22 protein-coding genes are annotated in these 25,731 nt (G+C 71.4%); 6 read left to right on the forward strand and 16 right to left on the reverse strand.

From position 1 onward, the window contains the following. Window positions 1-27: 27 nt before the first annotated feature. The 4 genes from ACZ573_RS14265 to ACZ573_RS14280 form a co-directional block, all read right to left on the reverse strand. A complete protein-coding gene (locus ACZ573_RS14265; protein ID WP_471303421.1) occupies window positions 28-750 on the reverse strand; it encodes a helix-turn-helix domain-containing protein in 723 nt (240 codons plus the stop codon). Between the two features lie 134 nt (window positions 751-884). Further along, the gene (locus ACZ573_RS14270; RefSeq protein ID WP_471303422.1) at window positions 885-1,694 is read right to left on the reverse strand and encodes an MBL fold metallo-hydrolase; all 810 of its coding nucleotides are present in this window, start codon (window positions 1,692-1,694) and stop codon (window positions 885-887) included. 102 nt (window positions 1,695-1,796) lie between these two features. After that, complete coding sequence (locus ACZ573_RS14275) at window positions 1,797-3,302, reverse strand: alpha/beta hydrolase (protein ID WP_471303425.1); 1,506 nt, start codon at window positions 3,300-3,302, stop codon at window positions 1,797-1,799. Between the two features lie 104 nt (window positions 3,303-3,406). Further along, window positions 3,407-4,366, reverse strand: coding sequence for an aldo/keto reductase (locus ACZ573_RS14280; RefSeq protein ID WP_471303427.1), 960 nt, complete (start codon window positions 4,364-4,366; stop codon window positions 3,407-3,409). Between the two features lie 104 nt (window positions 4,367-4,470). Between ACZ573_RS14280 and ACZ573_RS14285 the strand changes: the two genes are divergently transcribed. After that, complete coding sequence (locus ACZ573_RS14285; protein WP_471303430.1) at window positions 4,471-5,421, forward strand: endonuclease/exonuclease/phosphatase family protein; 951 nt, start codon at window positions 4,471-4,473, stop codon at window positions 5,419-5,421. Here ACZ573_RS14285 and ACZ573_RS14290 read toward each other — a convergent pair. From ACZ573_RS14290 to ACZ573_RS14300, 3 genes are all read right to left on the reverse strand, one after another. Next, window positions 5,405-6,940, reverse strand: a complete 1,536-nt coding sequence (locus ACZ573_RS14290) for a hypothetical protein (protein ID WP_471303432.1) — start codon at window positions 6,938-6,940, stop codon at window positions 5,405-5,407. The genes ACZ573_RS14285 and ACZ573_RS14290 overlap by 17 nt on opposite strands. Continuing rightward, the gene (locus ACZ573_RS14295) at window positions 6,933-10,700 is read right to left on the reverse strand and encodes a bifunctional glycosyltransferase/CDP-glycerol:glycerophosphate glycerophosphotransferase (protein WP_471304072.1); all 3,768 of its coding nucleotides are present in this window, start codon (window positions 10,698-10,700) and stop codon (window positions 6,933-6,935) included. The genes ACZ573_RS14290 and ACZ573_RS14295 overlap by 8 nt, the downstream gene beginning before the upstream one ends. Window positions 10,701-11,059: 359 nt before the next feature. Next, the gene (locus tag ACZ573_RS14300; RefSeq protein ID WP_471303434.1) at window positions 11,060-12,205 is read right to left on the reverse strand and encodes a hypothetical protein; all 1,146 of its coding nucleotides are present in this window, start codon (window positions 12,203-12,205) and stop codon (window positions 11,060-11,062) included. A gap of 600 nt (window positions 12,206-12,805) precedes the next feature. Here ACZ573_RS14300 and ACZ573_RS14305 point away from each other — a divergent pair. After that, on the forward strand, window positions 12,806-13,279 hold the full coding sequence (locus ACZ573_RS14305) for an NUDIX hydrolase (RefSeq protein ID WP_471303437.1): 474 nt from the start codon (window positions 12,806-12,808) through the stop codon (window positions 13,277-13,279). Between the two features lie 5 nt (window positions 13,280-13,284). Here ACZ573_RS14305 and ACZ573_RS14310 read toward each other — a convergent pair whose 3' ends face one another. The 4 genes from ACZ573_RS14310 to ACZ573_RS14325 form a co-directional block, all read right to left on the reverse strand. Next, window positions 13,285-13,893, reverse strand: a complete 609-nt coding sequence (locus ACZ573_RS14310) for a DUF6529 family protein (protein WP_471303439.1) — start codon at window positions 13,891-13,893, stop codon at window positions 13,285-13,287. Between the two features lie 121 nt (window positions 13,894-14,014). Then, window positions 14,015-17,659, reverse strand: a complete 3,645-nt coding sequence (locus ACZ573_RS14315) for a WD40 repeat domain-containing serine/threonine protein kinase (RefSeq protein ID WP_471303442.1) — start codon at window positions 17,657-17,659, stop codon at window positions 14,015-14,017. Between the two features lie 112 nt (window positions 17,660-17,771). Further along, window positions 17,772-18,137 carry an ArsR/SmtB family transcription factor gene (locus ACZ573_RS14320; RefSeq protein ID WP_351153395.1) on the reverse strand — a complete coding sequence of 122 codons (366 nt, stop codon included), beginning with the start codon at window positions 18,135-18,137 and terminating at the stop codon, window positions 17,772-17,774. Between the two features lie 181 nt (window positions 18,138-18,318). Further along, the gene (locus ACZ573_RS14325; RefSeq protein ID WP_150255496.1) at window positions 18,319-18,693 is read right to left on the reverse strand and encodes a hypothetical protein; all 375 of its coding nucleotides are present in this window, start codon (window positions 18,691-18,693) and stop codon (window positions 18,319-18,321) included. Between the two features lie 297 nt (window positions 18,694-18,990). Between ACZ573_RS14325 and ACZ573_RS14330 the strand changes: the two genes are divergently transcribed. Continuing rightward, on the forward strand, window positions 18,991-19,266 hold the full coding sequence (locus ACZ573_RS14330) for an SHOCT domain-containing protein (RefSeq protein WP_471303445.1): 276 nt from the start codon (window positions 18,991-18,993) through the stop codon (window positions 19,264-19,266). Here the strand turns inward: ACZ573_RS14330 and ACZ573_RS14335 are convergent. Together ACZ573_RS14335 and ACZ573_RS14340 are read right to left on the reverse strand one after the other, a co-directional pair. Then, window positions 19,247-19,765, reverse strand: a complete 519-nt coding sequence (locus ACZ573_RS14335) for an SRPBCC family protein (RefSeq protein WP_471303448.1) — start codon at window positions 19,763-19,765, stop codon at window positions 19,247-19,249. The genes ACZ573_RS14330 and ACZ573_RS14335 overlap by 20 nt on opposite strands. Next, the gene (locus ACZ573_RS14340; RefSeq protein ID WP_471303451.1) at window positions 19,762-20,787 is read right to left on the reverse strand and encodes an ArsR/SmtB family transcription factor; all 1,026 of its coding nucleotides are present in this window, start codon (window positions 20,785-20,787) and stop codon (window positions 19,762-19,764) included. The genes ACZ573_RS14335 and ACZ573_RS14340 overlap by 4 nt, the downstream gene beginning before the upstream one ends. Window positions 20,788-20,857: 70 nt before the next feature. Here ACZ573_RS14340 and ACZ573_RS14345 point away from each other — a divergent pair, with 70 nt between their 5' ends. Further along, window positions 20,858-21,760, forward strand: a complete 903-nt coding sequence (locus tag ACZ573_RS14345; RefSeq protein ID WP_471303453.1) for an oxidoreductase — start codon at window positions 20,858-20,860, stop codon at window positions 21,758-21,760. Window positions 21,761-21,963: 203 nt separating this feature from the next. Then, a complete protein-coding gene (locus tag ACZ573_RS14350) occupies window positions 21,964-23,001 on the forward strand; it encodes a hypothetical protein (RefSeq protein WP_471303456.1) in 1,038 nt (345 codons plus the stop codon). Between the two features lie 27 nt (window positions 23,002-23,028). On the opposite strand, the gene ACZ573_RS14355 is transcribed toward ACZ573_RS14350, so the two are convergent. The 3 genes from ACZ573_RS14355 to ACZ573_RS14365 form a co-directional block, all read right to left on the reverse strand. After that, entirely contained in the window at window positions 23,029-23,676 is a 648-nt protein-coding gene (locus ACZ573_RS14355; protein ID WP_471303458.1) for a DUF6461 domain-containing protein, read from the reverse strand. 166 nt (window positions 23,677-23,842) lie between these two features. Then, window positions 23,843-24,091: a hypothetical protein gene (locus ACZ573_RS14360; RefSeq protein WP_471303461.1), complete on the reverse strand. Its 249-nt coding sequence runs from the start codon at window positions 24,089-24,091 to the stop codon at window positions 23,843-23,845. 36 nt (window positions 24,092-24,127) lie between these two features. After that, complete coding sequence (locus ACZ573_RS14365; protein WP_471303463.1) at window positions 24,128-24,634, reverse strand: hypothetical protein; 507 nt, start codon at window positions 24,632-24,634, stop codon at window positions 24,128-24,130. A 229-nt stretch (window positions 24,635-24,863) separates the two neighbouring features. On the opposite strand from ACZ573_RS14365, the gene ACZ573_RS14370 reads away from it, so the two are divergent. Next, window positions 24,864-25,721, forward strand: a complete 858-nt coding sequence (locus ACZ573_RS14370) for a S1 family peptidase (RefSeq protein ID WP_471303466.1) — start codon at window positions 24,864-24,866, stop codon at window positions 25,719-25,721. The last annotated feature ends 10 nt before the right edge of the window (window positions 25,722-25,731 follow it).

A 25,731-nucleotide genomic window follows, 5' to 3' on the forward strand; every position in this document is an offset into this window, starting at 1 on the left:
CGCCCGGCCCCTGGTCGGTGCTCCAGGTCAGCGGCCTGCCGCGGGAAACGGCGGCGCCTCGCCCGCCTCGCCGATCAACTCCCAGAAATGATCGACCAGTCGGCGCAGGTACGCGGCGCGTTCGGCCGCGATCTCCTTGAGCCTGGCGTCGTGGTTGCGGGCGACCAGGTGCCCCATGTACCGCTCCGAGAAGGCGGCGAACTCCGCGTGCATCGTGCGCAGCGCGTCGCCCACGCTCGTCACGTCCACGACCACGATCTCCGCCACCGGGTCGATGTAGGTCTTCCACCGTCCGGCGACGGCCGCGCGCAGGTGCTCGGCCAGCTCCTCCACCCGGCCCATGATCCCGATCAGTTCGCGCAGCGACAGCCCGAGGGCCTCCACGAGCGCCCTGGTCTGCCAGGTGTCCCCGTTCCAGCGGCCCGCCGATTCGGCGGCGCGGTATTCGGCGGGGTCCATGCCTATGCGGTAAGCCAGCCGTTCGACAGTGAGCCGGCGCGCCAGCCGGTGCTCGGCGAGGGTGCGCGGTTCGATGCCCATCAGTGTGGTGGCGTCGCACCACAGGACGTCGGCCAGGGCGAAGAGTTGCCGGTCGGAGGGCGCCTGGACGCCCTGCTCCCAGGCCAGGACGAGCTGGGGGTGGACGGGGATGCCGCAGGCGGCCATGGAGTGGGCCACCTGGGCCGTGGTCAGGCCCATGCGGGCGCGCGCGGATCTGGCCTCGGTCGGGGAGAAGGGAGTGCTGTGCACGTACGAGACACCTCGCAGCCCCCTCGGGCGCGCGGCGGTCGAGGGGAGGACGGATTGATGGATGAACACCAAGCGCGGGCACACTAACAGATGTTCAGTGGGGCGTATCCGTCCATACCCCTACGAATCCAAGGCTACGCAGGACCTCCGGGCTCGAAGCCCGCGAGCATCTGTTCCAGCGCCGCCTGGTCCGGCCCGGTGAAGGGATCGAGCCCCGGGACCGCGGCGATGGTGTCGATGAACTGCGTGGTCAGACCCACGGCGGGCGGCAGGTGCGTGCACAGGATGGCTTGCGGGTCCATCGAACGCAGCGGGTCCACGGTGGCCAGGAACCGGTCCGGGTCCACCATCTGCACCCAGGGGCTGTCCACGCTCGCCCACAGCCGCTGGGCGGCCCTGAGGTCCTCGGCCGGCACCTGGCCGACGTCCGCGCTCATGGCGATGTCCGCACTGGGCATGGGGCCGCCGAAGCAGTCGGAACTGAAACAGGTCCGCGAACGGTCGTCGTAGAAGCCGACGGTGGCCGGGTTGTCGTACAGAGGGGGCCGGAAGGCGTGCAGGGTCCGGTCCCCCACGTCCAGGCTCTGGCCCGGATTGAGGAAGTACACCCGGTCCATGGGCAGGGGCCGTTCCGTGGACATGATCCCGGCGCCCAGGAAGGTGGTCACCAGCCGTGCCCCGGGGGCGGCCTCGAGCAGGGCGAAGAGGCCGCCCGTGTGGTCGCGGTCCGGGTGGGTCAGCCAGATCCACCGCACGTCGGCGGGATCGATCACCGAACCGAGCGTCTCGAGGAAGTCCCGGTCGGGCAGGCCGAGGCCGGTGTCGACGACCACCGGCTGCTCCGCGTGCAGCACGAAGGAGTTGATCGCGAGGAATCCGATGCCCGGAACCTCCAGGCAGTCCGCGAGGACGGTGGTGTCGGGTCCCACCTTGTGCGTGCCCATGGCGATCTCCACAGCTGTGCGAGGTACGGCTCCTCCCTCCATCGTGGCGCCCTCCGCCGGTGCCCGCGCGCGGGAGGCGGTGGCGGTGCCGGCGCGGCCGGCTCAGTTCGGGCAGTCCGTGTCCCGCGCCGGGCGGCGGCCGCTCGTGAGGAACTCGGTGACGGCGCGGTCGCCGCACGCGTTGCCGTTGCCGAGGTACAAACCGTGGCCGCCCTGCTCGACCGTCACCATCCGGGCCCGGTCGCCCAGCGCCTCGCGCATCTTCAGGCCCCCGGAGAGCGGGGTGGCCGGGTCCCGGCGGCTCTGGAGCATGAGGATGTCGGACGGGCCGTCGCCCGTGATCCGGGTCGGCTTCTGTGTGGGGGTCTGCCAGAAGGAGCAGGGCAGTACGTTCACCGGCATGCCGGCCGTGAGCGGGTACCGGGCGCGGTCGGCGTCGACCGCCCGCTGGTACGAGGCCGTGGGCACGTCCGGCCACGCCACGTCGTTGCAGATGACGCTGACCATGAGCGCGGCGTCCTCGTTCCGGATGGGCGCGGCGAGCTCCTTGGGGAGCACCGGGATCCCCGCCGGGTCCTGCACCGTTCGTACGAGCCGGGCGAAGGGGGCGAAGGCGGCGTCGGCGTAGAGCGCGTTCTGGAGGGCCTGGCGCAGCCCGTTGCCGGTCAGTGGCACTCCGGGGGTCGTCGTCGCCCTCGGCTCGCGGTCCAGCCGCGCCGCGAGCGAGACGAGGAGCGGCTCCACCTCCTGCGCCGTCGCGGCCAGTCGCAGGCCGTCGCGGTCCCGGTCGGGGTGGGTCGCCCAGGCCGCGAGGTCGGGGAGGCGGTCCGCCGCGCCCTGCGACATGTTCGCCAGCCAGCCGCGGGCGACCCGCTTCGGGTCGGGGTCGCCGCTGCTGTCGAGGACCCAGCGGTCGGTGTGCCCGGGGTACTTCTGGGCGTACACGGCGCCCACGTACGTCCCGTACGAGGTGCCCCAGGCGGAGAGCTTGCGCTCGCCGAGCGCGACGCGGAAGCGGTCCATGTCGCGGACCTGGTTGGCCGTGGTGAAACTGCGCAGTTCGGGGCCGCCGCTGCGGGCGCAGGCCGCCGCGATGCGCCGGGAGCGGGCGATGTTCCCGGTGATGTCGCCGTCCGGGCCGGGCCAGGACCGCAGGCTGGTCAGGTACCGGTCCTCGGGGGCGAGGTCGCAGCTCGCGGTGGTACTGGCGCCCACTCCGCGCGGATCGAAGGCGACGAGGTCGTAGGCCCCGGCGAGCTCCCGTCGCAGTGCGTCGGCCTTCTGCGTCAGGCGCTGCACACCGGATCCGCCGGGGCCGCCGGGTATCACGATCAGCGTGCCGCGCCGGGCCTGGGGGCGGTCGCTGCGGATGCGGGAGACGGCGATGGTGAGCTGCCGGCCGTCGGGGGCGTCGTAGTCGAGCGGGACGGGCAGCTCCGCGCACTCCTGGGCGGCGGGCGCGTCCGGATGAGTGCAGCGGTGCCAGTCGAGCTGCGGGCCGGCGGGTGCGGGGCGGGCCACGGCCGGTGCGGCGGCCGCGGTCGGACCGGCTGCCACGGCGGCCGTGGCGAGGGCGAGGAGCAGGGCCTTGTGCGGGTAAGTCGTCATGGCTCAAGCCTTGTTGACCTCCGTCCGAGGTCCCATCCGGCTTGCCGGTCGGCCGCCGGTGGGGGTAACCCCCTGCTCCCCGTTCCGTGCCGGCAAGACACCCCCTAGGCCAGCGGCACGCCCCGGGCCGCGATCCAGAGCTCGTACCACTCCTCGTGGGTGAGCTCGGGTTCGCGCAGCGCCGCGTCGCGGCAGGCGCGGATCCGGTCGGGGCGCGCGCTGCCGATGACCGGCGCGATGGCGGCGGGGTGCCGCATCAGCCACCACAGCAGGACCGACTCGGGCGTGGTGTCCTTCTTCCGGGCCAGCTCGGCCAGCAGGGCCGCGGTGGCGCGCTCGGCGGGTGTCTCCTGGAGGCCGGTGAACCGGCCCTGCGCCAGCGCGCCCCACGCCTGGAGGCGGATGCCGTGGTCGCGGCAGTGCTCCAGCGTGCCGAACGGGAACCCGTTCTGCGCGGATTCCGGTGTGTTGAGGAGGACTCCGGCCTCGACCCAGGCACGGCTGTGCAGGCTCATCTCCAGCTGGTTGGCCGCCAGCGGTACGTCGAGCCGGGCCTGGAGGTGGGCGATCTGCGCGGCGCCCATGTTGGACACGCCGAAGCCCCGTACGAGGCCCTGGCGGTGCAGGGAGGTCAGCGCGGCGGCCATCTCGTCCACGTCCGCCAGCGGATCGGGGCGGTGCAGCAGGAGGACGTCGATCACATCGGTCCGCAGCCGCGTCAGGCTCTCCTCGACGCGCCGGGTGATGCTCTCCCCGCGCAGGTCGTACATCCCCGGGCGGTCCCTGTCGCCCAGCCGGATCCCGCACTTGGTCTGGAGCGTGATGCGCTCGCGCAGCCCGGGTGTGCGGGCGAGCACCTCGCCGAAGACGGCCTCGGCCTTGCCGTGCCGGTAGATGTCGGCATGGTCGAAGGTGGTGATCCCGCTGTCGAGGGCGGCGGCGACGGCCGCCTCGGCGGCATCGATGTCCGCGGGCCCGTACGGGTCGGGGTCCCAGCTCCCGCCCAGGCCCATGCACCCGTACAGCACCCGGTCACCGCTCAAGCTCGTACTCGCGTTCGTCACCAGCCCACCCTAGAGGGTGTCCGAGGGGCGCTTCACGGGTATGCGGAGGGGTTCACACCGGGGCCGATGCACGGTCTGACCGGCTCATACCCAATGATGTCCGGATGCAGAGACACATGGAGACCGGGCGGCGGTCGCTCCGCCGCCGGTTCGGCCGCACGGCGGCGACCCTGAGCCTGTTGACCGCGGTGGCGTGCACGTCGGGGCAGACACCGGATTCGGTCATGGATGCCGGTGCGGGCGCCGGGACAGCCGACGACGTCTCCGTGGCGACCTGGAACATGTGCGGCGTACGGCAGTGGAGCTGCGAGAAGACGGGTGGTCCGAAGGAGAAGCTGGGGCAACTGCGCGACCTGATCGGTGATTCCGGCGTCCAGGTCCTGCTCCTGCAGGAGGTGTGCTCCGAGGACCTGACCTCCTTCGCCCGCGGCCTCGGCCCGCAGTGGCAATCGGCCTTCGAACCGTATGCCGAGGTGGACGCGAACGGTCGCCGTACGTCCGTCGACTGCACCGGACAGGGGAAGGGGCAGGCCGGCTACGGCCTGCTGGCCGGCTCCCAGCTCACCGACGTGGAGGCGATCCCGACCGAGCAGCCGACGGTGGGCCTGCACCGAGGGGTCCTGTGCGCGCGGATCCCGGCTCAGCGGCTGCGGGTGTGCAACGCGCACCTGTCGCTGCGGGAGAGCGACGACGAGCACCCGGACTGGGACTTCCGCGACGACCAGCTGAGCTCGCTGTTCGCCGCCGCCTCCACGGACGCCGGTACGGTCTTCGGCGGGGACTTCAACTCCCCGCCGCCGATGGGTGACAAGAACACGTCCGCCTGGATCTGGCCGAGCGAGGCCTACACCACCTACCGCGAGTGCGACCAGAAGGGCAGCTCGCGGGCGGGGCGTTCCACCCTCAAGGACGGCTCGAAGATCGACTACCTGTTCACCCAGCTCCCCCGCACGGCCTGCAAGGTGGTGGAGACCAAGGCGTCCGACCACCGGCCGCTGGTGATGCGGGTGACCCGCCCGCCCGAAGACCCGGCGACGATCAGTACCGTGCGTTGAAGTACGCCCCCTGCGCGGGCGCGGGGTAGGAGTTCATGATCAGGGTGAAGGGGACGGCCGTCCAGGGCGAGGCGTTGCCGACGGCGTCCACCGCGATGGCCTCGACGAAGTGGTCGCCTTGGTTCCAGGCCCAGCCGGGCTCCCACACCCAGCTGCCGTCGGCCCGTACCTCGCACGTTCCCAGGGCCGCTCCGCTCTCCTGGAAGTCCACACGGACGGCGCCCTGGGCGTAGCCGGCGAAGCCGACGGCGGGGCCGGGCAGCTGCTGGTGAGCCACCGGGGCGGTCACCGTCAGCATGAGGCGCTGCGCCGGCCTCGGCGCGGGCGCCGGCGTCTGCACCGGCACCGGGGCTTGCCCCGGTGCCGCCGCGGAGCCGGGCAGTGACGCGTGCGCCACGGCCGTGAAGATCACTTCGGTGCGTTCGGACTGGTAGTTGCTGGCGTCCGCCGCGAAGACCCGGACGGTGTGCTTCCCCGCGGCCCACGGCTTTTCACGCTGCCAGGCCCAACTGCCGTCTGCGGCGACGGGCGACGCGCCCTGGTACTTTCCGTTCTCCCAGAAGCTGACACGAACGGCGCTGAGAGGGGCCGTTCCCGTGAAACGAACGGCGTTCCCGGGCACTTGACCGTTCGCCAACGGCATCGAGATCACCGGTCGGGGGAACGAATCGCCCCTCACCTGGGAGGTCTCCTCGAGATACGCGTCAATGCCGGAGGTGTCCCTCCTCGGCTGCTCGTAGCCGTAACTCACGGCACCTATGCGGGGGGTGATGCCTTCGACGAGGAGGTTCAGCAGACCCATGATCGTGGGGAGGTTCCGCGGTACGACGCTGCTGTGGTCGGCGACGAGGGGAGAGTCGTTGAAGAGGAGGTTGAAGTTCTCGTACCCCTGGAACAGCCCGAGGAAGGGTTCCACCTCGCGCGTGTACTGATCGTCCTGCGGGGAGGTGGTCAGATAGATGTTGGCCCCGCGGTTCGCCCCGCTCCGCACCAGATCGGGCAGGAGCGAATCGAGGAAGTGCACGTTCTGGTCGGTCACCTCGCCCATCATCAGACGCGCGGCGCCCGGGATGCCCGCCCTGACGTACGACCCGATCAGGAACTGCGGCACGCTGGTCACCACGTTCCTGAGGCCGTACTTCAGCCCGAAGTAAAGGGCAGCACTGCCGCCCTTCGAACTCCCGATCGTCGTGCAGTCCGCGGGCGTGAGGGACAGCGCGTTCAGGACGCGAGAGATGAGCCCGGCGACGGACTGTTCGAGGGAGAAGTCCATCCCCTTGCACAGGTAGTAGCTGTTCGCCCCGTCGAACTTGTCACGGATCCAGAGGATGTTCGAACGGACCTTGTCGAGAACGCCGTTGGACATCCCGTACTCGTCGGGGGCGGTGAAGTTGGCGAAGACGACGAGCAGATGGCGGTTCCCGTTCCTCGCGTGGGAGAACCGGTACTCGATCGGCACCGCCCCGGAGCTGTCCACGCCCGTGAAGACGGCGCGCGCGTTCTGGGCTGCTTTAGACATGCTCGGAATCCATTCTTCTCACCGGCTGGCGCGGCACCTGGCCGAGGGTGCCCCTGCTCGAGAAACCCGCCTGCCCCGGCTCCCCCGCATGGCCGGGGGCGCGGCCGCCGGCCGCGCCGACCGCAGGGGCCTGGGCCCGCGCGGGGTCGAGGTCCCCTCCGGCGATCAGGATGCGGTCGGTCAGCCTGGCCGAGGCGTAGCCGTCGTCGAGGTCGCAGAACTCCTGCTGGAACCAGCGGTAGCGGGCGGCGTAGCCGTGCTGGATGCGGTCGATGTTGCGGATCGCCCCGATCAGCTCCGGGGAGGTGTACACGAGGGGGCCGGGGGCGGACTGCTCGAAGTCGAAGTAGAAGCCGCGCAGGGTGTCGCGGTAGTGGTCCAGGTCGTAGGTGAAGAAGAGGATCGGCCGCCCGGTGTTGACGAAGTCGAACATCAGGGAGGAGTAGTCCGTGATCATCACGTCGGCGATGAGCGAGAGGTCCGCCATGTCCGGGTAGTCGGACACGTCGAAGACGAAGCCGTCGCCGGCTCCCGGTACGGGGTCGACGACGTTGGGGTGGCGCCGCACGAGCAGGACGTGGTCGTGGCCGAGCTGCGCCTTGGCCTCGTCGAGGTCGATGCGGAAGTCGAGCTTGTACTTCCCGGGTGCGTAGAACTGGTCGTCGCGCCAGGTCGGCGCGTACATGATGGCCTTCTTGCCCGGCGGCAGGCCGATGCGGCGGCGCACTTCGGCCGCCCGCTGCCCGGAGTCCGCGCGGCGCAGGATGTCGTTGCGGGGATAGCCGCTCTCGACCATCTCGCCGGGGAACTGGAAGGCCCGCTTGAGGATCGGGGTGCTGAAGCTGTTCGGGGACACCAGCATGTCCCAGTTCTGCACCTCCTTCTCCACGCGCTCCAGGTACCGCTTGTCCGCGAAGTGCACGGCTTCGATGTCGTGTCCGATGCGCTTGAGCGGGGTGCCGTGCCAGGTCTGTACGACGACCTGGCCCTCGCGCTTCTCGAACCAGTCCGGGAGGTGGTTGTTGGCGACGATGTACTTCGCCCGGGCCATGGCCTCGTACCAGTCGGGGGACCACATGCGCACGGGCCGCGCGGTGGGGGGAACGTCCACCTGGTCGTCGCGCACCACCCAGAGGTGTTCGAGGTCCAGGCCGCGGCGGACCATCTCCTCGTGCAGCGCGCGCGGGCTGTCGGAGTACTGGGTCCCCTTGAAGGCGTCGAACAGCACGGCCTGGGTGACGGGCTTGCGGCGGGCCGCCGGATACGTCTTGGTGCGCATCAGCTTCTGCCGGTAGGGGCCGCGGGCCTCGTCCGGCATCGCCGAGTGGACCAGCAGGGAGAGCCGGTCGTAGGCCTCGGACTGGAGCTCGTAGCGGCGCTCGTTGCTGGCCATCTCCCGCGGCAGGGTCGGGATCAGATCCTGCGTCATCTTGACCATGAGGTCGCCGGTGCGGTTCTCCGGGGTGACCGCGGAGGGGTCCTGGCGGCGCAGGAAGAAGTCCCAGCGGCCGGCGGCGAGCGGGATGTCGCCGGCCAGGGTGCGCATCGCGGCGGGGGTGACGACGAAGCGGAACTCGTCGCCGTGCCAGGTGATCGGGGCGACGCGCTCCGCGCCGTGGGCGCGGGAGCGTACGACGACGTGCGCCGTGGCGTACTCGGACGCGTCGAGCATGTCCTGCGCGGCGTAGCCGACGACGACCTCCAGCGAGCCGTCCTCGCGCCAGGTGGCGGACTTGGCCAGCGGGAGGGTGTCCCGTTCGAACAGGACCACGTAGCCGGAGCCGTTGCGGTGCACGAAGACCTCGCGGTCCCCGCCGTCGGTCTGCAGACCGGCCGGCATCCGGTAGTGGCCGTCGGTGGCGTCCTCCGCCATCACCGGATAGATGGCGGCCTTGCGTCCCTCGACGTGGAAGGTGGTCTTCCAGCCGTTGGCGCCGGTGTTCCAGGTCTCCGGGATCCCGTCCGAGGAGCTCGTGCGGTGTCCGGGGACGAGTGCCTTGACCGGGATGCGGGTGACGAAGCGGAACCAGCCCTCGCCGCCGGGCGTGAAGTGGACCCAGGAGTCGTGCCGGCCGGCGCCGCTCATGCTGGTCACCCGGAACTTGCCCCACTCGGGGAGCTTGTCGCCCAGGTAGACGCCGCCGAGTTCGATGTGGTCACCGACGACCCGGTGCCGGGTGATGCGGCACCGCACCCGCTCCACACGGAGCTTGAGCTTGCCCTGCATGAAGAGCGGCACCACGCGGGTGTTCTTCTCCACGTAGCGGTAGGGCGGATTGGCCGCGCTGCCCGCGCCGCCCCGGGCTATGCCCTTGTAGCGGAACAGGCCGCGGCTCAGTACGCCGGCCGCCACGTCCCACGTGCCCTCGACCCACTCGCCCTTGCGCTTGAGCCGCGTGGTGTCGAAGCTGACCTGGAAGCCGGACCAGTCGTAGCAGTAGCGGCTCTGGTTCGAGTACTCGGTGGCTTGCGGGTAATAGGTGGTCTTCGCCTTGGCGACGACGACGCGGCCCTGCTTCTTGTTGCGCAGCGCGATCGCCTTCATCGACATGTGCCGCTTGTGCACGTTGATGAAGCGGACGTACGCGGACCCCTCCAGGGTCAGGTGGTCGTCGTCGTCCCAGGTCGCCCGGTTCAGCGAGCCGTGGAGCGAGAGTTCCTTGTCGAGCCGGTAGGCGCTCTTGTCGAGGCCGATCGAACGGTCGCCGAGGTAGGGGTAGTTGAGGTAGCGGTGGAAGCGGCGCTGCACGGGCAGGGGCCCGCCCTTGCGCTCGAACTCGACGACGTCGAGCAGCTCTTTCAGGCGTCCCTCGCGCACCAGGAGCCACTTGACCCGGGCGTCGGCGGGAAGTTCCTGGATGATGTCCGCGTCGGCCTCGTCCAGGAATTCGTTCGCCCACTGCATGAAGGCGTCCTGGTACTCCTCGTCGGCGTCCGGCAGCACCTTCAGATGCAGCATCAGGTCCGACTTCAGGCAGGCCAGGTCGTACTTGCGCTTGTGGTCCGAGTAGGACCGCGCACGGTGTCCGGCGAGGAAGCGGCTGACCGACCGGACCGCGGAGACGCGGTCCTGGAGGTTGCTGAACTCGGTGTGCCGCTGGGTGATCGAGGGAGCCGCGCCGCCCTCGCGCCGGCGCCAGAAGTAGACGATGTCCGTGAGGATGTCGACCTTGGCGGCCCGGAAGTGGGCGAACATGTTGACCCAGGAGTCCTCGTACATCACGCCCTCGGGGAAGGCGATGTAGTGGTAGTCCCAGAAGGAGCGCCGGAAGAGCTTGTTCCACACCGTCCGGTCGTAGATGAGGTCCGGCACCTTGGTGATGTGCGTGCCGCGCCTGCTCTTCTGCATGGGCGCCTTGTGCAGGGGGGACTGCCACCTCTTGGTGGAGTTCATCATCTGCACGTTGCCGGACACGAAATCGGAACCGGAGGCCTCGAGGGTCTGCACGAGCAGCTCGTAGGTGTACTCGGGTATGACGTCGTCGCCGTCGACGAATGCGAGGAATTCGGCCTGCGAATGGGCGGCCCGAATGCCGACATTGCGGGCATGTCCCGGTCCCATGGACTCCTGGCGCAGAAGCTTGAACCGGGGGTCGCGACGGGCGAAGTCCGCCGCGATAGCCGTCGAGGAGTCGGTCGAGCCGTCATCGACCATGATCACTTCAAGCGCGGAGAACGTCTGCCTGGCTATCGATTCCAGACATTCCTGGAGGTATATCTCAACATCCTGGAAGGGCACGACAACACTCAGGCGGGGCATACCTGCCACTCAGAAAGCTCCTCGATAGACACACTTGTCACGGCGTACCGGGAGTTGTCGCAGCACGCCACCAGACCCGCCCCTGAATCTGGCCACCCACCGCTCCCCGAACCCTCGACCCGCCCCCGCTGCCCTCCGGCCGCACACTTATACGACCTTGACAGCGCCTGGGCAGCGTAGGGCAATCACTTAATGGCGAGCAAGTATTCACGGGCGGTTCACATGCTCAAAACTTCACACGTGCGAATGAGCAGAGCCCTTCCATGCCTGCGGGGGAGGTCAACTCCGCCTGCACCCAGGGTGCTGCATACGGAAGCATTGCTTCAATCGCCACAGCACGGGTGTTGAGGTGAGGTGGATCACCCCACCCGACACCACGGACCGAAGGCCAGGCCCGGGTCCGTCTGATCCTGCCGGGCGACGAGCAGTCCGCCGTCCATGTCGATCATCGCGATCGTGACCGAGCCGCGGGCGTCGAGCGAGATGGCCGGCAGCCCCGCGCACCGATCTCCGACGGGAGCCCACCAAGTGCCGTACTGCTCGCCCTCCGTCGGGTAGGCGGCGATCTCCGGGTAGCCCTCGGCCCCCCGCTGCAGCAGGACGGTGCAGTCGTACCCGCCGATGCGCGTACGGGCGACGTCCACCGGGCCGACGCCGCCCGCGCCGCCCAGCGGCATGAGCGCGGGCGACACGCCGGCACGGGCCTGCGGGCGGTAGGCGATGACGCCGCCGTCCGCCGGGTGGCGCCAGAAGTAGGTGCCGGTGCCGGGGCCCGTCTCGCAGGCGCTGTACGTTCCCTCGACGGAATCGGCCTCGACGCGCCCGAGCCACCTGAAGTCGCTTCCCGGCGCGTCCTGACCCCAGTACGAGGCCCCGCCCCGGAAGGGGGCCAGGAATTCGGCCCGACCCTGGGCCGTCACCAGGGGAACGACAGCCTCACGGGCCCACTTGCCCTGATAGTCGACCCAATCGCCCCATTTACCGTCGCCGTGCCGGGATCGGCCCCAGACTCCCACGCCGAACCGGGTGGCGAGGAGGTGGAGCGACCCGGTGCCGTCCGGGAGCAAGATCGGATCTCCCGGCGCGGGCAAGGGATCCCCACCCTCCCGCTCGCGGTCCGGGAAGGGGTTGCCCACCGCGCGCCAGTCGCCGAGCGGGCGGCCGGTCTGGTACTGGGTGGCGATGATCAGCTCGCGGCCGCCCGGCGCCCCGTCCCGGTGGCGGGTGCCGGCGAACCAGACGAATCCGTTGGAGTCCTGGGCGAGCGTGAACCGGCCCGCCCATCCTTCGACGGGGAAGAGCTCGGGCCCCTGCCAGAGGTCGGAGCCGGGCGCGGACTCGGTCCAGCGCACGAGGCCTTCGGAGCAGCTCGCGTAGGCGGTGAGCCGCCCGTCCCGGCCGAGCCGGAGCCAGCCCCGGGCCGCGCTCCCGCCGTCGGCCGCCGCGGCTATCCCGGAGCCCGGCACCGCGGGCGCGACGGAGGTGGCACCTCGGTCCGCTTCCATACGTCCGCGTCGCGCCATGTCCTGCCCACACCTGCCCCAACTCGTACCTTTTGCCCGGCCTTACCCGGCGGGCCGTTGGACAATTTACGGCAGTGGGGCAACCGGCGGGTGCCGGGGCGGATGTCCCCGACGGCCTCCGCTTCCGTGCAACCTAGCCTGATCCGCCCGCCTCCACCACCAGGTGTCGATCACACCTCGCCACCGGTCGGGCCGTCGTCCGCGCGACCGAAGAGTCGGGTACGGGTACTACGCGGGGAGTACGCCTGAAACGCTACGCCGGGGTGACGCGGGTGACGGCGGACGCCATCTGGCGTGGCTGTATGGAAGAGCTACGAGAGCGCCCGGGTCTCCCGTGGCGGCGGTGGGTGGAGCGGACCGGGCGGGGCCCGGCCTGGCGCTCGGCGCTGCTCGTGGCCGTCTTCGCGCAGATCGGCGCGGGGTGGGCCGCGCACGCGCAGAGCGGGCGGGTGGCGCTGGACGGCTTCGCCCGACCGCGCCCAGCTGGTCGTCCTGGCCTACGAATCCGGCCTGGTCCGCCCCGGCTGGCTCGGCTGAACGTTCGCCGTGTCGGCGATGGCATGGTCACGTAGGGTCAGGGCTGTGGAGACGTCACATCGGCCCGCCGTGCGGGTGATCTGCCTGGATGCCGCCCAGCGCCTGCTCCTGCTCCACTGGCGTGATCCGTTCGACGGCGTGATGCTCTGGGAGCCGCCTGGCGGCGGCATCGAACCGGGCGAGACACCGCTGATAGCGGCCCGGCGGGAACTGGCGGAGGAGACCGGCCTGGACCCCGCCGCGGTCCGTGAGCGGTCCGTCTCGGTCCCACGCGACATCCGGTGGAACGGGAAGCGGTATGCCGGGCCGGAGGACTTCTTCGTGGCCCGTTTCGGCGAGGAACGGCCGACGTTGAGTCCGGCCTGCCTCCTCCCCGATGAGCGGGCCGGTCTCCACGGCCACGCCTGGGTCACGTGGTCCGACCTGAACACGCTGCCGGATCGGATCGAGCCGCCGTCCTTGCTGTCCGTTCTCGCCGCCCTGGTACCGGACGGCCCCTGGCACGACCTGGCGCGCTGAGCGCGTCACGTCCGCCCCGTTGGGAGGTGGTGGTGTCCGAGCGACAGGAGCGGCACGCTGTTTCCGTTGAAGTACCACAGCGCACTCGTGTACCAGAGGACCACCACCACGACCACCAGCGCGCCCCCCGCCAGTGGCAGGGCCCAGCCCGGCAGGCGCCGGCTCCGCACCAGCAGGACCTTGGCGGCGAAGGCTCCGTAGAAGAAGCAGCCGGCGACCGAGTGCAGTGCCGCACGCGAGCCGTTCAGCTGCACGCCGTAGGCCTGGATGCAGTGCACCGTGATCGGGATCGTGAGGGCGAACAGGAGCACGCCGACGATCCGGTGGGTGAGCGGCACCGGGCCCGGCACCCGGCGTACGCCGGGCAGCCGGCCGTACATCCACAGCGCCAGCACCAGCTGGAGGACGGCCAGGGCCAGGACGCCGGTGGCGAGCTGTGCCTTGAGCCGCACGGCATCGATGTCCGCCTGGCCGAACAGTGTCACCGTGTAGTCCGGTGTGGTCGCCCGGCCGACCAGGAAGACGGCGACGAAGACCGCGGCGGCAGCCGCGAACGCCAGTGCGAGGGCGAGCCCGGCTTCCGGGCGGCGCAGAGCGGGGCGGTCGTGCGACATGGTGCTCCTCGTCTCGCAACCCTGAGTGTTTGCGGTTCGCCATCCCTTGTACTCGCCCTGCGCGGAAGATGGCGGCCGACGCGGCCGTAGCGAGCGCGACTCCTAGCCGGTGTGCCGGGCGTCAGCAGACCGGGCGGTAGGGCAGGTCGGGCACGTTCTGCTCCCACTGCGCGGGGGTGAGGTCCCAGCCGACCCGCTCGCACAGCGCCCGCGCCACGGTGCTCGGTTCGAGGTCGAAGACGCGGTGCGGGTGCTTCGAGGACGAGACGTGCAGCCGCCCTCGGCTGTCGAAGGCGAGGGCGCGCAGCAGTCCGGCGGACCCGCGCAGCGGATCGCCGAGCCGGCGCCGGGCGGGTACGTCCCACAGCTGGACCCGGCTGTCGCCGACGATCGCGGCCAGGGTCCTGCCGTCGCGGGAGAACCGCAGCCCCGCCACCCGCCCTCCGAAGTCGTCGCCGCGGGTGGCCGCCGTACTCGACAGGCCTCCCAGGCGGCGGCGTCCGTCGCCGTCCCACAGTGTGACCGTGCCCTGCAGGAGGCTCACCGCCAGCACCGAGCCGTCGTCGCTGAACTCCAGGTCCTGGATGACACCGGGGCCGAGGACACCGCGCTCGACGGCCCGGGTGGCGAGGTCCACGCGCTCCCCCGCGGAGGTGACGAGGAGGGAGCCGTCGGGGCTGATCGCGAGGTTGGCCGCGCCGGCGCCGGCGATCTCGTACTCCTGGCGGCCGGACCCGAGGTCCCACATCTGCAGGGCGTGCCTGACGCGGCCGGGCCCGTCCTGCTCGGTGACCGCGACGGCCAGCCGGGTGCCGTCCGGGGTGAACGCGAACCCCCTGATGGAGACGACGGGTTCGGGCAGGGTGAGCTCCGTGCGCAGCCGGTTCTCGCGGGTGTCCCAGACTGTCACCCGCTGCTTGCGGTCCTCGTGCCAGGAGGCCGTGGCGAGGAGCCTTCCGTCGCGGGAGTAGGCGGACGAACCGTCGTCGTCCTCGTCGTAGGAGTCCGGGATGGCCGGCATGACGGGGTGGTGCGGCAGCCTGCGTTCCTGGCCGTCGGCGCCGTCGGCGGTGCTCCACAGCCGGAAGCGGTCCTCCGCGTCGCTGTCCGTGGCTCCCACCGTGGCGAGCGTCGCCGCGTCCGGGGCGAAGACCGCCTCGGGGACGTTCGCCTTGGCGGCCGCGTCCTGGAGTCCGTACGTCAGGTCCAGCGAACGGACCTGGCGGTCCCTGGCCACGTACCGCAGCAGGCGGCTGTCCGCGTCGAAGGCGACGGACAGGTTCATCGCCCGGCCGTCCGTGTCCAGCCGGGGGTAGCCGAGCAGGACGGACGAGGTCGAGGTCCCGGTGTCGGCCCACAGCTTCAGCTGGCTTCCGGTGATCTCCACGGCGAGCGCGCCGTCCGGGCTGAGGGCCGCGACCGAATCCGCGCCGAACTCGCGTACGGCGGTGCGCGAGGACACGTCCCACAGGGTGGAGGTGCGGCCGGTTCCGGTGTGGATCAGGCGCTTGCCGTCCGCGCTGAAGGCCAGGCTCTGGCCGGTCTCACAGGTGATCGTGGGATAAGGGGACTCCCGGCGCAGTTCGGCCGTCCGCCCGGTGGCCGTCGAGTACAGCTGAACGGGCCTGCCCGGCGGGCAGTAGGCGTAGGTCGCACCGTCCGGGGACAGCGCGTCGGCGGTGCTCACCGGTGGGCGCAGCACCGTCCGGCCGGAGCGGCCGTCGACGAGGACCACCTCGTCGGGACCGGTGGTACTGATAACGACCCAGGTGGCCTCCCGGGCCATCGCGAGGACCTTGGGCGTCGGGCTGTCCGGCAGGAGCAGCGCGCCGGCCTTGCCGGTCCTGAGGTCGATCAGCTGGACCCCGTGGCTCATCGGCTGCGCGGCCGAGGTCCCCGTGGGATCCACGGCGGCCGGCAGGTCGGGGGTGCCCGCGGGCAGGTCGGCCCGGCCGGTGCGCTTGCCGCTGACCACGTCCCAGATCTCCACGCTCGTCTGGGCGTCGAGTACGGCCAGGGTCCGGCCGTCGAGCAGGAAGTCCGCGTGGTCGTCGTAGTAACCGGTCGAGACCCGGGCGAGGTTGTTGGCGACGCCCCGCTCGTCCTGGCCCAGGGATCCGTACAGGGCGGCCCGTGCGTCGTCGACCGGGGCGATCCGCCAGGCGGCGACGCTCAGCAGGGCGGCCATTTCGGGGTCCGAGGTGCGCAGGCTCTCGGCGATGGAGGCCATCGTACGGGCGGACGCCTGGCGGGCCCGTTCGTCGCTGACGCTCTTCTGCTGCCAGGCGACCAGGCCCGCCACGAGCGCGAGGGACAGCAGGGCCGCCGCTCCCGCGCGCAGCCGCCGGGTACGCCTCCGGCGTGCTGCGGCCGCCTGGCGGCACGCCTCCAGGAACGCGCCCTCCAGCCGGCTCGCGCGGTGCCAGCCGGGCGCCCCGGCGACGCAGGCGCGTGCCGCCTCCGGGGCGTCGCCGGCCGGGAGGTCCTCGGCCCGCCGCCCCTGCCCGTCCCAGTGCCCGGCGGCCGCGGTGAGCCAGCGCAGCAGGAGCAGCGCTTCGCGGTCGCGGTCCACCCAGTCGCGCAACCGCGGCCAGGCGCGCAGCAGGCCGAGGGAGGCGAGGCGCGCGGTGTCGTCCTCCAGGACGAGGAGCCGGGCGACGGCGAGGGAGTCGAACGCGTCACGCAGCGCCCCGCGTTCCTCGTACGGGCGGCCGTCGAGCCATTCCGCGGTGGCGGCGGTGCGGAGGGTGTCTTGGGAGCCGTCGGCGGCGGCGCCGGGGACGATCAGGCGGAGCGTGATCTCTCGTACGGCCTGCCGGACCGGTTCAGACAGGCGCTGGTACACCGTCTCCGCGGCGGCGCCGAGGGCCGGCTCGGCCGCGTCGGCGGTGGCGTCGCGCAGGCGCCCGGCGTTGTCCCGCCCGGCGGCGAGCAGCGCCGCGTCGGCCGCGTCGGCCGCGTCGGCCGGGCCGCCCAGCATCCTGAGCAGGAGCCCGGTGGCGGTGGGGCGGTCCGCCGGGGCCTTGGCCAGGGCCTCACCGACCAGTTCGCGCAGCGCGGGCGGCAAGGGGGTGAGGTCCGGGTGGTGTTCGGTGACCCGTACGACGACCTCGCCGATGTTCTCGCCGCGGAAGGGATCGCGTCCGGTGGCCGCGAACAGCATCACCGCTCCCCAGGCGAAGACGTCGGCGGCGCCGTCGGCGCGGCGCCCGGTGAGCACCTCGGGGGCCATGTAGCCCGGTGTGCCCATCAGATGTCCGGTATCGGTCAGCGACATGTCCGCGGTGCGGGCGATGCCGAAGTCGATGACGCGGGGGCCGTCGGGGCCGAGGAGGATGTTGTCGGGTTTGAGGTCTCGGTGGACGACACCCGCGCGGTGGATGGCGGCCAGGGCGGTGGCGGCCCCCGTCGCCAGCCGCACCAGCGCGTCGCCGGTCAGCGGGCCCGAGTCTCGGACGGCTTTGCGCAGATCCCGGCCGGGAACGAACTCGCTGACGATGAAGGGTCGTTCGCCGTCGGTTCCGCTCTCCAGGATCCGTGCGGTGCAGAAGGACTCCACCCGCTGCGCGGCGAGCACCTCCTTGGCGAACCGGCCCGCGATCTCTGGGCGGGCCACGAGCTCCGGGCGCAGCACCTTGACGGCGACGCGCTGCCCGGCCTCGTCGTAGCCCTCGTACACCGTCCCCTGGCCACCCGCGCCGAGGCGGGCGGCGAGCCAGTACCCGGCGATCCGTTCCGGATCCTCGCTGGTGAGCAACTCGGCCATTCTTCCCCCTGGTTCAGCGTCCCCCGGTGCGCGCGCGGAGGGTACCAAGCGGTGCGGCGACCGGGTAGGGGGCCCGGGGTCGGGGTGCGCGGTCAGGCCGCGCCGGTCGGCGTCAGCGGCCGATGACCTTGTCCGTGCGGTCCGGCTGCGGCCCCAACTGCTTCAGTTCCGCGAGGAGTTCGCTCTGACCCGTCAGGAGCTCGGTCAGGATGCGGCGCGCCGCGCGCAGGAGGTCGGCCACGTCGCCGCCGGCGAGGGCGTAGCTGACGGTCGCTCCGTCGCGGATGGAAACGACGATGCCGGACCGGCGCAGGACCGCCAACTGCTGGGAGAGGTTCGAAGCCTCGACGTCGATCGCGGCGAGCAGGTCGCGTACGGGGACGGGGCCGTTCTGCAGGAGTTCCAGGACGCGGATGCGGACGGGGTGTCCGAGCATGCGGAAGAACTCGGCCTTCGCCTGGTAGAGGGGGACCTGCATTCCCATGAGTGCTCCTGCTGTTGCTTCAAACCTTGCTTGGGGGCGCGGGGCTTCCAGTCGGCCGACCACCCATACATTCGTACGGACGGGCCCACGCACGCCCGGGGATTACCTGTTTCAGATGTGCCGGATTGAAGAATTCTTCAACTCGTGGGCATGCGTGGGCGCGAGATTGCAGGACTCAGAGCTCCAGAGCGGCCTCGATGCGCTTGAGCTGGTGACGGGCCATGGCCAGGTTGGACTGGGTCTTGTCCAGCACGACGTACAGGAACAGCCCGCCGTGACCCCGGCCCTTGAGCAGCCGGATCAGGTGGTACTGGCCGCCGAGGGTGATCAGGACGTCCTCGATCTCGTCCTTGAGGCCCAGCATCTCCATGGTGCGCACCTTCGCCCGGATCACGTCCGTGTTGCCCGCGGCGGCGACCGTGAGGTCAAGATCCTTCCCACCGCCGAGGGTCCCCAGCGCCATACCGCTGGTGTAGTCCACCAACGCGGCTCCCATCGCACCCTCGATCGACGTCATCGTCTCCTTCAAAGAGACCTCAACGTTCGCCATCGGTATTCGCTCCCTTGCCTTCTACGGACTCCGCCCGGTGCTCAGTGCTTGCGGACACCGGACTGCTTGTGATCCCGACGCTACCGAGCGTGCGTGGCGGCGTACGGGGAACGGGGGATTGCGTGGAATGTGCGCATCGCCCTCTGCTGTCCCACGCGTCCCGGCTCGCACGGCTGCACCCCGGGTACTCCCGTAGAAGTACCCGGGGTGCAGCCGGCCGTACGACGAGCGGAGGGAGCTTTCCGAAGAGTCTCGGGATGAGAAGAAACGCCCGTGCTTCCGAGGAGATGAACCGAGATGGGCCCCTTCACCACCCTCGCCTACGACGGGCCCGGCCCGTGGATCCTCTTCCTTCCGCTGGTCTGGGCGGCGGTCGTCGTCGGTGTCGTCACCGGGCTGCGCCGCACCGTGCGGCACGGGCGCCGCGGGACGGCGGCGTACGGTGAGCGGTCGCCGATCGCAATCCTGGGGCGGCGCTTCGCCGCCGGGGAGATCGACGAGGACGAGTACGGGCGGCGGCTGTCCGTCCTGGACGAACAGTTCGGCCGGTCCCTCAAGGACGGTGCTGCGTGACCGGGCCGAAGGCCGCCGCAAGACGGTCCAGGGTCGTGCGCATCCCGGCGCGGTTGACCGCGATGCGCCGGTCCGGGCCGGTGCCGGCGAACACCGCGCCGAGCAGCGTGGTCAGGCGGGAGCCCCGGCCGGTGCGCAGGTCCTGCCAGGTCTCCGTGACGCGCGTGCGCTCGCCCTCCGGTTCGAACCGGTAGCCCCAACGCGCGATCGGCAGCCCGAAGATGCCGATGTCGAAGGTGAACTCACCGGTTCCGTCCGGCGCCTGCGCCGGCGCGCGCAGGGCTGTGATCCGGCCCACCGTAAACCAGACGAACGGCCCTCTCCGGTTGAGCCCGACGAAGCGGCTGCCGGGGCGGGCCGGCGGCCGCAGCACCCAGACGCGGCGGCATTCCGGACTCCAACGGCCCATGTTCCGCAGGTCGGACACCACCCGGTGGACGTCCTCGGGGGCGGCGTCCACCACGATGCGCTCCGCCAGGCTCCACCGGCGCCCGCTCATGGTGCCCCTCCCTGTGATCGTCCCCGTTCCACGCCTGGAGTGTAGGCAACGAGGAGGGCCTCGGCGACGGCGGTGCGGGCGTAGAGCACGGAGCGGCCGGCCCGGTGGGCACTGACCAGGCCCGCTGCGCGCAGCGCGGTCAGGTACTGGGACACTCCGGCGGCCGAGAGCCCCGTACGGCGGGCCAGTTCGCTGGTGGAGGCCGGGGTTTCCAGTTCGCTCAGCAGCCGGGTGCGGGAGCGGCCGAGCACGGCGGCCAGGGCCTCGGTCCGGCCGGCGGGCCGGGGTTCCCACAGGGAGCCGGTGCCGCGCGCCGGATAGGCGAGTTGCGGCGGTTCCGGGGGCGTCACCCGGGTGAAGGGGACCGGTTCGATGAAGACCGAGGGGATCAGCAGCAGCCCGGCACCCGCCGTTCCGCGGGACAGGGGCCGATGCCGGCGGGACAGCCGGAGCGCGTTGTCACCCCAGCTCACCGAGGGATGGAGGTCGTTGAAGAGGCGGCCCGCGCCGTGCTCGGCGGCCTGCCGGGCCCGGTGGAAGACATCGGCGTCGAGCACCGCGCGGATCCGTGCCCAATACGGCGCCAGGGCCAGCTCCCAGTAGGTCCCGATCTCTTCCGCGACCCGGACCAGGCGGGCCTGCGGGTCGGCGTACAAGGTCCGCGTGCGCGGGCCGAGGCGTCCCTGTTCCTGTCGCAGGCGGTCGAGCTCCTGGCGGACCCGGGAGGCGGGTGTGGCCTGGATCCTGGCCAGTTCCTCCGCCAGGGAGGGAGCCGGACCGGTGGGCGCCGGGTTGAGGAAGTCGGGTACGTACCCCGAGGGCGGGACCAGTTCGGCCAGCCAGCCCCGGTCCAGGCCGGCGGCCGCCAGGCGCGGCCCCACCTGCCCGGTCCAGGGCCGGTGTACGGCGGAGGTGGCCCCGGAAGCCAGCAACCGGTAGCTGGGCCCGACCTCCCACATCGGCGAGACGGCGAACCGCATCTGCGCGAGATCGCTCACGGAGAACGCCAGTTCCGCCAGCACGGCCACTCCAAGGATTCAGTCATGCCTTAATGAATGGCCTGGCAGCCTACCGGGTGGCGATCATCCGGGCATGACCTCACAGACGATGACGGCGGACGCCGCAGGCACCTGGAACCTCGGCGACCTGAAGATCAACCGGATCGGATTCGGCGCGATGCGCCTGACGCAGACCGGCGAGGCGTTCGCCGACGACGCCGCACCCCGGGACCGCGGCCAGGCGATCGCCGTGCTGCGCCGGGCGGTCGAGCTCGGGGTGAACCACATCGACACCGCCGCGTTCTACTTCTCGCCGCTGCGCTCCGCCAACGAGCTGATCAACACGGCGCTGGCCCCCTACCCGGAGGACCTCGTCATCACCACCAAGGTCGGTCCGGGCCGGGACCCGTCCGGCGCCTGGCGCGAACACGCCACCCCGGAGCTGCTGCGCGGCCAGGTCGAGGAGAACCTGCGCCAGCTCGGCCGCGACCACCTCGACGTGGTGAACCTGCGCATCGTCGGGACCGATTCCATCGCCGAGCGCTTCGGCGCGCTGGCCGAGCTCCGCGACGCGGGCCTCATCCGCCACCTCGGCATCTCCAACGTCACCCCCGAGCACCTCGCCGAGGCCCGGGCCATCGCGCCGGTGGTCTGCGTGCAGAACATGTACGGGATCGGGGTGCGGCCCGAGCACGACGGGTTCGTGCGCACCTGCGGTGAGCAGGGCATCGCGTTCGTCCCCTTCTACTCCATCGCGGGGACCGGTCGGCAGGCGGGCGCGAGCGGAGCCGAGCGCGAGGAGGTGCGCGCCGTCGCCCGGGCGCACGGCGCGAGCCCGGCGCAGGTACGGCTGGCGTGGACGCTCCGGCGGGGACCGCACGTACTGGCCATCCCCGGCACGGGCGACCCGGACCACCTGGACGCGAACGTGGCCGCCGGGTCCCTGCGCCTGTCGGAGGAGGATCTCGCCGTCCTGGAGGCGGTGCACCACAGCTGACGGTGCGTCGCGCCGGTGGGGCATTGGGGCCGTCACCCCGGCCGCACGACGGGCCCTGGTCCGCATCGGCTCGTACGCCCCGCGATCGGGGAACCACCCCCGTAGCTCATACCTCGGTCTCGGAGGCCGCTCCCCCGGCCGGGGGAGCGAGATCGTTCCGCCGGTCGACGCCACCCCGCCCTGTTCGGTGCGAGGTTCGGAACATGACCGGTGTCGAACGGACGATGAAGGCGCCCCGGAGCGCCTGGTGGCGGCCATGGCCGCGCTGGGTGGCCTGGGCGACGGTGTGGGGGGTGCTCTACGCCGGCTTCGGCCTGGCCTGCGCGCTGAGCGGGACTCCCTTGCCCTACCACGGCGGTGGCTCAGGGGTCCCCTGGCTGGGTTGGGCGGTCGGGGCGCTGGGTGCGCTGGGGGCGTCGGCCGGTGGAGCGGTGGTGCGGTACGGGCTGCTGCCACCGTTGCGGATGGTGCTCCGGGTGCTGTGCGGGCTGGCAGGGATCACCGCGTTCAGCCTGCTGATGGATGTGATCACGCTGATGCTCGGTCAGGGGTTGGACAGCCCGGCCTCCGCTGCGAACAAGGCCCTCGCGGCGGCCGGGGCGGTCCTGCTCGCGGCGACGGCCCGGTCCGACCGCCTGCCTGCCGGTCCTGCCGGTCCTGCCGTACGAGCGCCGTCCGCCGCACCGCAGGGTCTGCGACTCGCCGCCTGGGCAGGGACGCTGGCCTTCGTCCCGTACGCGGCGATGAAGCTGGTCTGGGCGTCCGGCGGGACGTTCGCGGGGATCACCGGTGCGGAGATGCTCGCGGTCTCGGAGCGCAACGGTGCCTCGGGGATCTTCCTCACGCTGGAGTCCTGGGGCCTGGACCCCACCGCGCTGCTGGCCGCGCTCGGCGTTTTCCTGCTGTGGGGCCTGATCCGCCCGTGGGGGCAGGTCTTCCCGCGCTGGACGCCGTTCCTGCGCGGCCGGCGGGTGCCGCGCTGGCTCCCCCTCACCCCGGCTCTGCTCGGCGCTGCCACGCTCGCCCCGTACGGCGTTCTGGGGGTCGGATACCTGATCCTGGCCACGACCGGCGTGGTGACGCTGCGGAGCGGCGACTTCCACTCCTCGGGCGACGCGCTGCTGGTCGGCTGGATCGGGATGGCCGCCTTCGCCGTCTACGGCATCGCCCTGACCGTCGCGGCGCGCTCGTACTGGCTCCGGACGCGTCCCGCCGGCCGGACGGATGCCGGCACGGACTGACCGTCCGCGATGCTCGACGGTGCGGCTCTACCACTCCTCGGCGGGTTCCTCCGGTACCTCGCCCGTCCGGTACTCGGCATCCGCCAGCAGTTTCTCGGTCACCCGTACGCCGGTGAGTCGCTCGGTCAGCGCGAGCACCGCGGCCTTCCTGTCGACGTCGGGGTCTTCGTCACCCGTCGGGTTGAGCCCGACCTCCCTCATCAGGGCGTTCAGCTCATCGGGGGTGCTGCCGGTCCGGTCCGCCGGCCACTCGAAGGTGGTCCGCAGTTCCCCGTCCTCGTACCAGTGGAAGAAGTCCATGGGCTTCCCCCCGTTGCTCGAATGAGAGACGGCCCGCGTCCCGGCGGAGAGGGCTTCCATGAGGGCCGGCCGTGTTCCCAGATCGCCGCCGAACTCCAGGACGAGGGTCCAGTCCCCTCCCTCACCGGGCACCGTGAACGCTCCCACGAGAAAGGACTCGGGCCAGTTCTCGTACCCGGACAGGATCTCCGTGTGCTCATGGATCAGTTCGTGGAACCCGTCACACGTCTCTCGTGGCTCGGCTCCCGCCACTGCGAGCAGCTCCGCGGGCGACAGCCCCCGCACCAGCGTCAGCGTGTACCCGCCCTCCAGTCCGTAGGCGAACAGGGACGAGGAACGTATCCAGCCGTAGTCGGCTGCGGTGGCTGAGGTCATACGGCGCATCCTGCCACCACCCACCGACACCGGGGATCAACCCCCAGTCCCCGCCGGGGCCGGTTCATGGCGATGAGTCCGGGTGGGACCGCTCCGCGCCGCACCGGCTCGCCCCCGGCAGGGTGGGGCACCGCAGGTCGGACTCCGTTCCGGCCTGCGACGACCTTCAGGGGAGGTCGTCGGTCGGCGGGTCGGCCTCGTACACGTGGGGGGTGTCCCACTCCCAGTCCAGCAGCTCGGCGCCGCCGAGGACCACGTCGTCGGGGTCCGGCATGCCGGCCCGGCGCAGGAACTCGATGACGTCCTCGTCCGAGTGGGCCAGGCCCAGGGACTCCTCTCCGTTCGAGGTCCGCAGGGTCACCTGCCGGCCCCCCGACGGGAAGATCCGGTGTACGACGACGGGTGCGTGATGCATACCCCCAGCCTCGCCCCGCCGGCCCGGCCCGGCACCTCAGGGAGTGCGGCCGGCCGGGGCGGCACGGCCGGCGCGCGTGGGGATGCGGAACGTGGCGGGGTCGGGGTAGGTGGCCTTCTCGGCCCGTACGACTTCCTCGATCGCGGTCTTGAAGGCGGGCTCGAAGAAGTCGACGGCCAGCAGCAGCCGCAGTCCCTCCAGCGTCGGACCGAGCAGCGGGCGGCCCATGCGGGCACCGCCGCCCGAGATGCCGGGGAAGCCGCCCCGGGCGGTCTCCGGTCTCTCTCCCGCACGCTCCTCGAGGCCGGCGGCCGCGTAGCCGGCGATCAGTGCGAGCTCGGCGAGGTACTTGCGGGCCCCGAGGGCCATCTCCTCGGCGCCCTGGAGCGTCTGGACCGAGCCGCCCGCCACCTTGAAGTCGTCGCTGATCCTCTTGAGGCCGCGCGCCTCGTACACGGCGCGCGCCTCCTCGAAGAGCCGCCCCGCCTCGTCGACCGCCTTCATCGCCGTCACCAGCTGGTCGATGTCGATCTCGCGCTTCACGTTGCCTCCTGGTCCGGAACTGTGCTGCACCGACCGTAGGAGGCAAAGCCACCGGTGCGGAACACCCGTGCGCGGACCGTTATCGGTGCACTCGGGGCCGTCCGGGACCCCTCCCCCGGCACCCGCGTCAACTCGCCACGCGGTCTTGCGACTTGCGGCCGGGATCCCAACAATGCACATGACAACCGGAGGATCTTCGGTCGCATTGTCATCAGAGGGGAACCCCCACATGAACAAGCCTCTCACCGGCGCCTTACTCTCCCTGCTCCTGCTGGGAGCGGCGGTCACCCCCGCCGTGGCCGCGCCCACCGCACCCACCACCACCCCGCCCGCCGCCTCCGAAGCCACCGCCGTCGCGGTCAACTTCGCGGGCACCGTGGCCCTCAGCAACTGTTCCGGATCCGTCGTCCGCGCGCCCGGCTCCCAGCCGGACGACCTCGCGCTGGTGCTTTCCAACGGGCACTGCCTGGAGTCGGGCTTCCCGGCGGCCGGCGAGGTCATCAAGGACCGCCCGTCCAGCCGCTCGTTCTCGCTGCTCAACTCGGCCGGGTCGAAGGTCGGCACGCTCCGCGCGAGCAAGATCGCGTACGCCACTATGACCGACACCGACATCTCGGTCTACCAGCTGACCCGGACCTACGCCCAGATCCAGAGCCAGTACGGCATCACCGCGCTGACGCTCGACGGCGCACGCCCGGCCCAGGGCTCGGCGATCAAGGTGGTCTCGGGCTACTGGAAGCGGATCTACACCTGCAACGTGGACGGCTTCGCCTACCGCCTCAAGGAGGGCGCCTGGACCTGGAAGGACTCGGTCCGCTACACCTCCGCCTGCAACACCATCGGCGGCACCTCCGGGTCACCGGTGGTGGACACGGCGACCGGCAAGGTCGTCGCCGTCAACAACACGGGCAACGAGGACGGCGCCCGCTGCACGGACAACAACCCGTGCGAGGTCGACCAGAACGGCAACGTGACGGTCCGCCAGGGCATCAACTACGCCCAGCAGACGTACATCATCGTCCCCTGCATAGCGCCCGGAAACAAGATTGACCTGAACCGCCCCGGCTGCGTGCTCCCCAAGCCGTAATCCCGCGTGC

The organism is Streptomyces sp. NPDC040545, assembly GCF_055595065.1.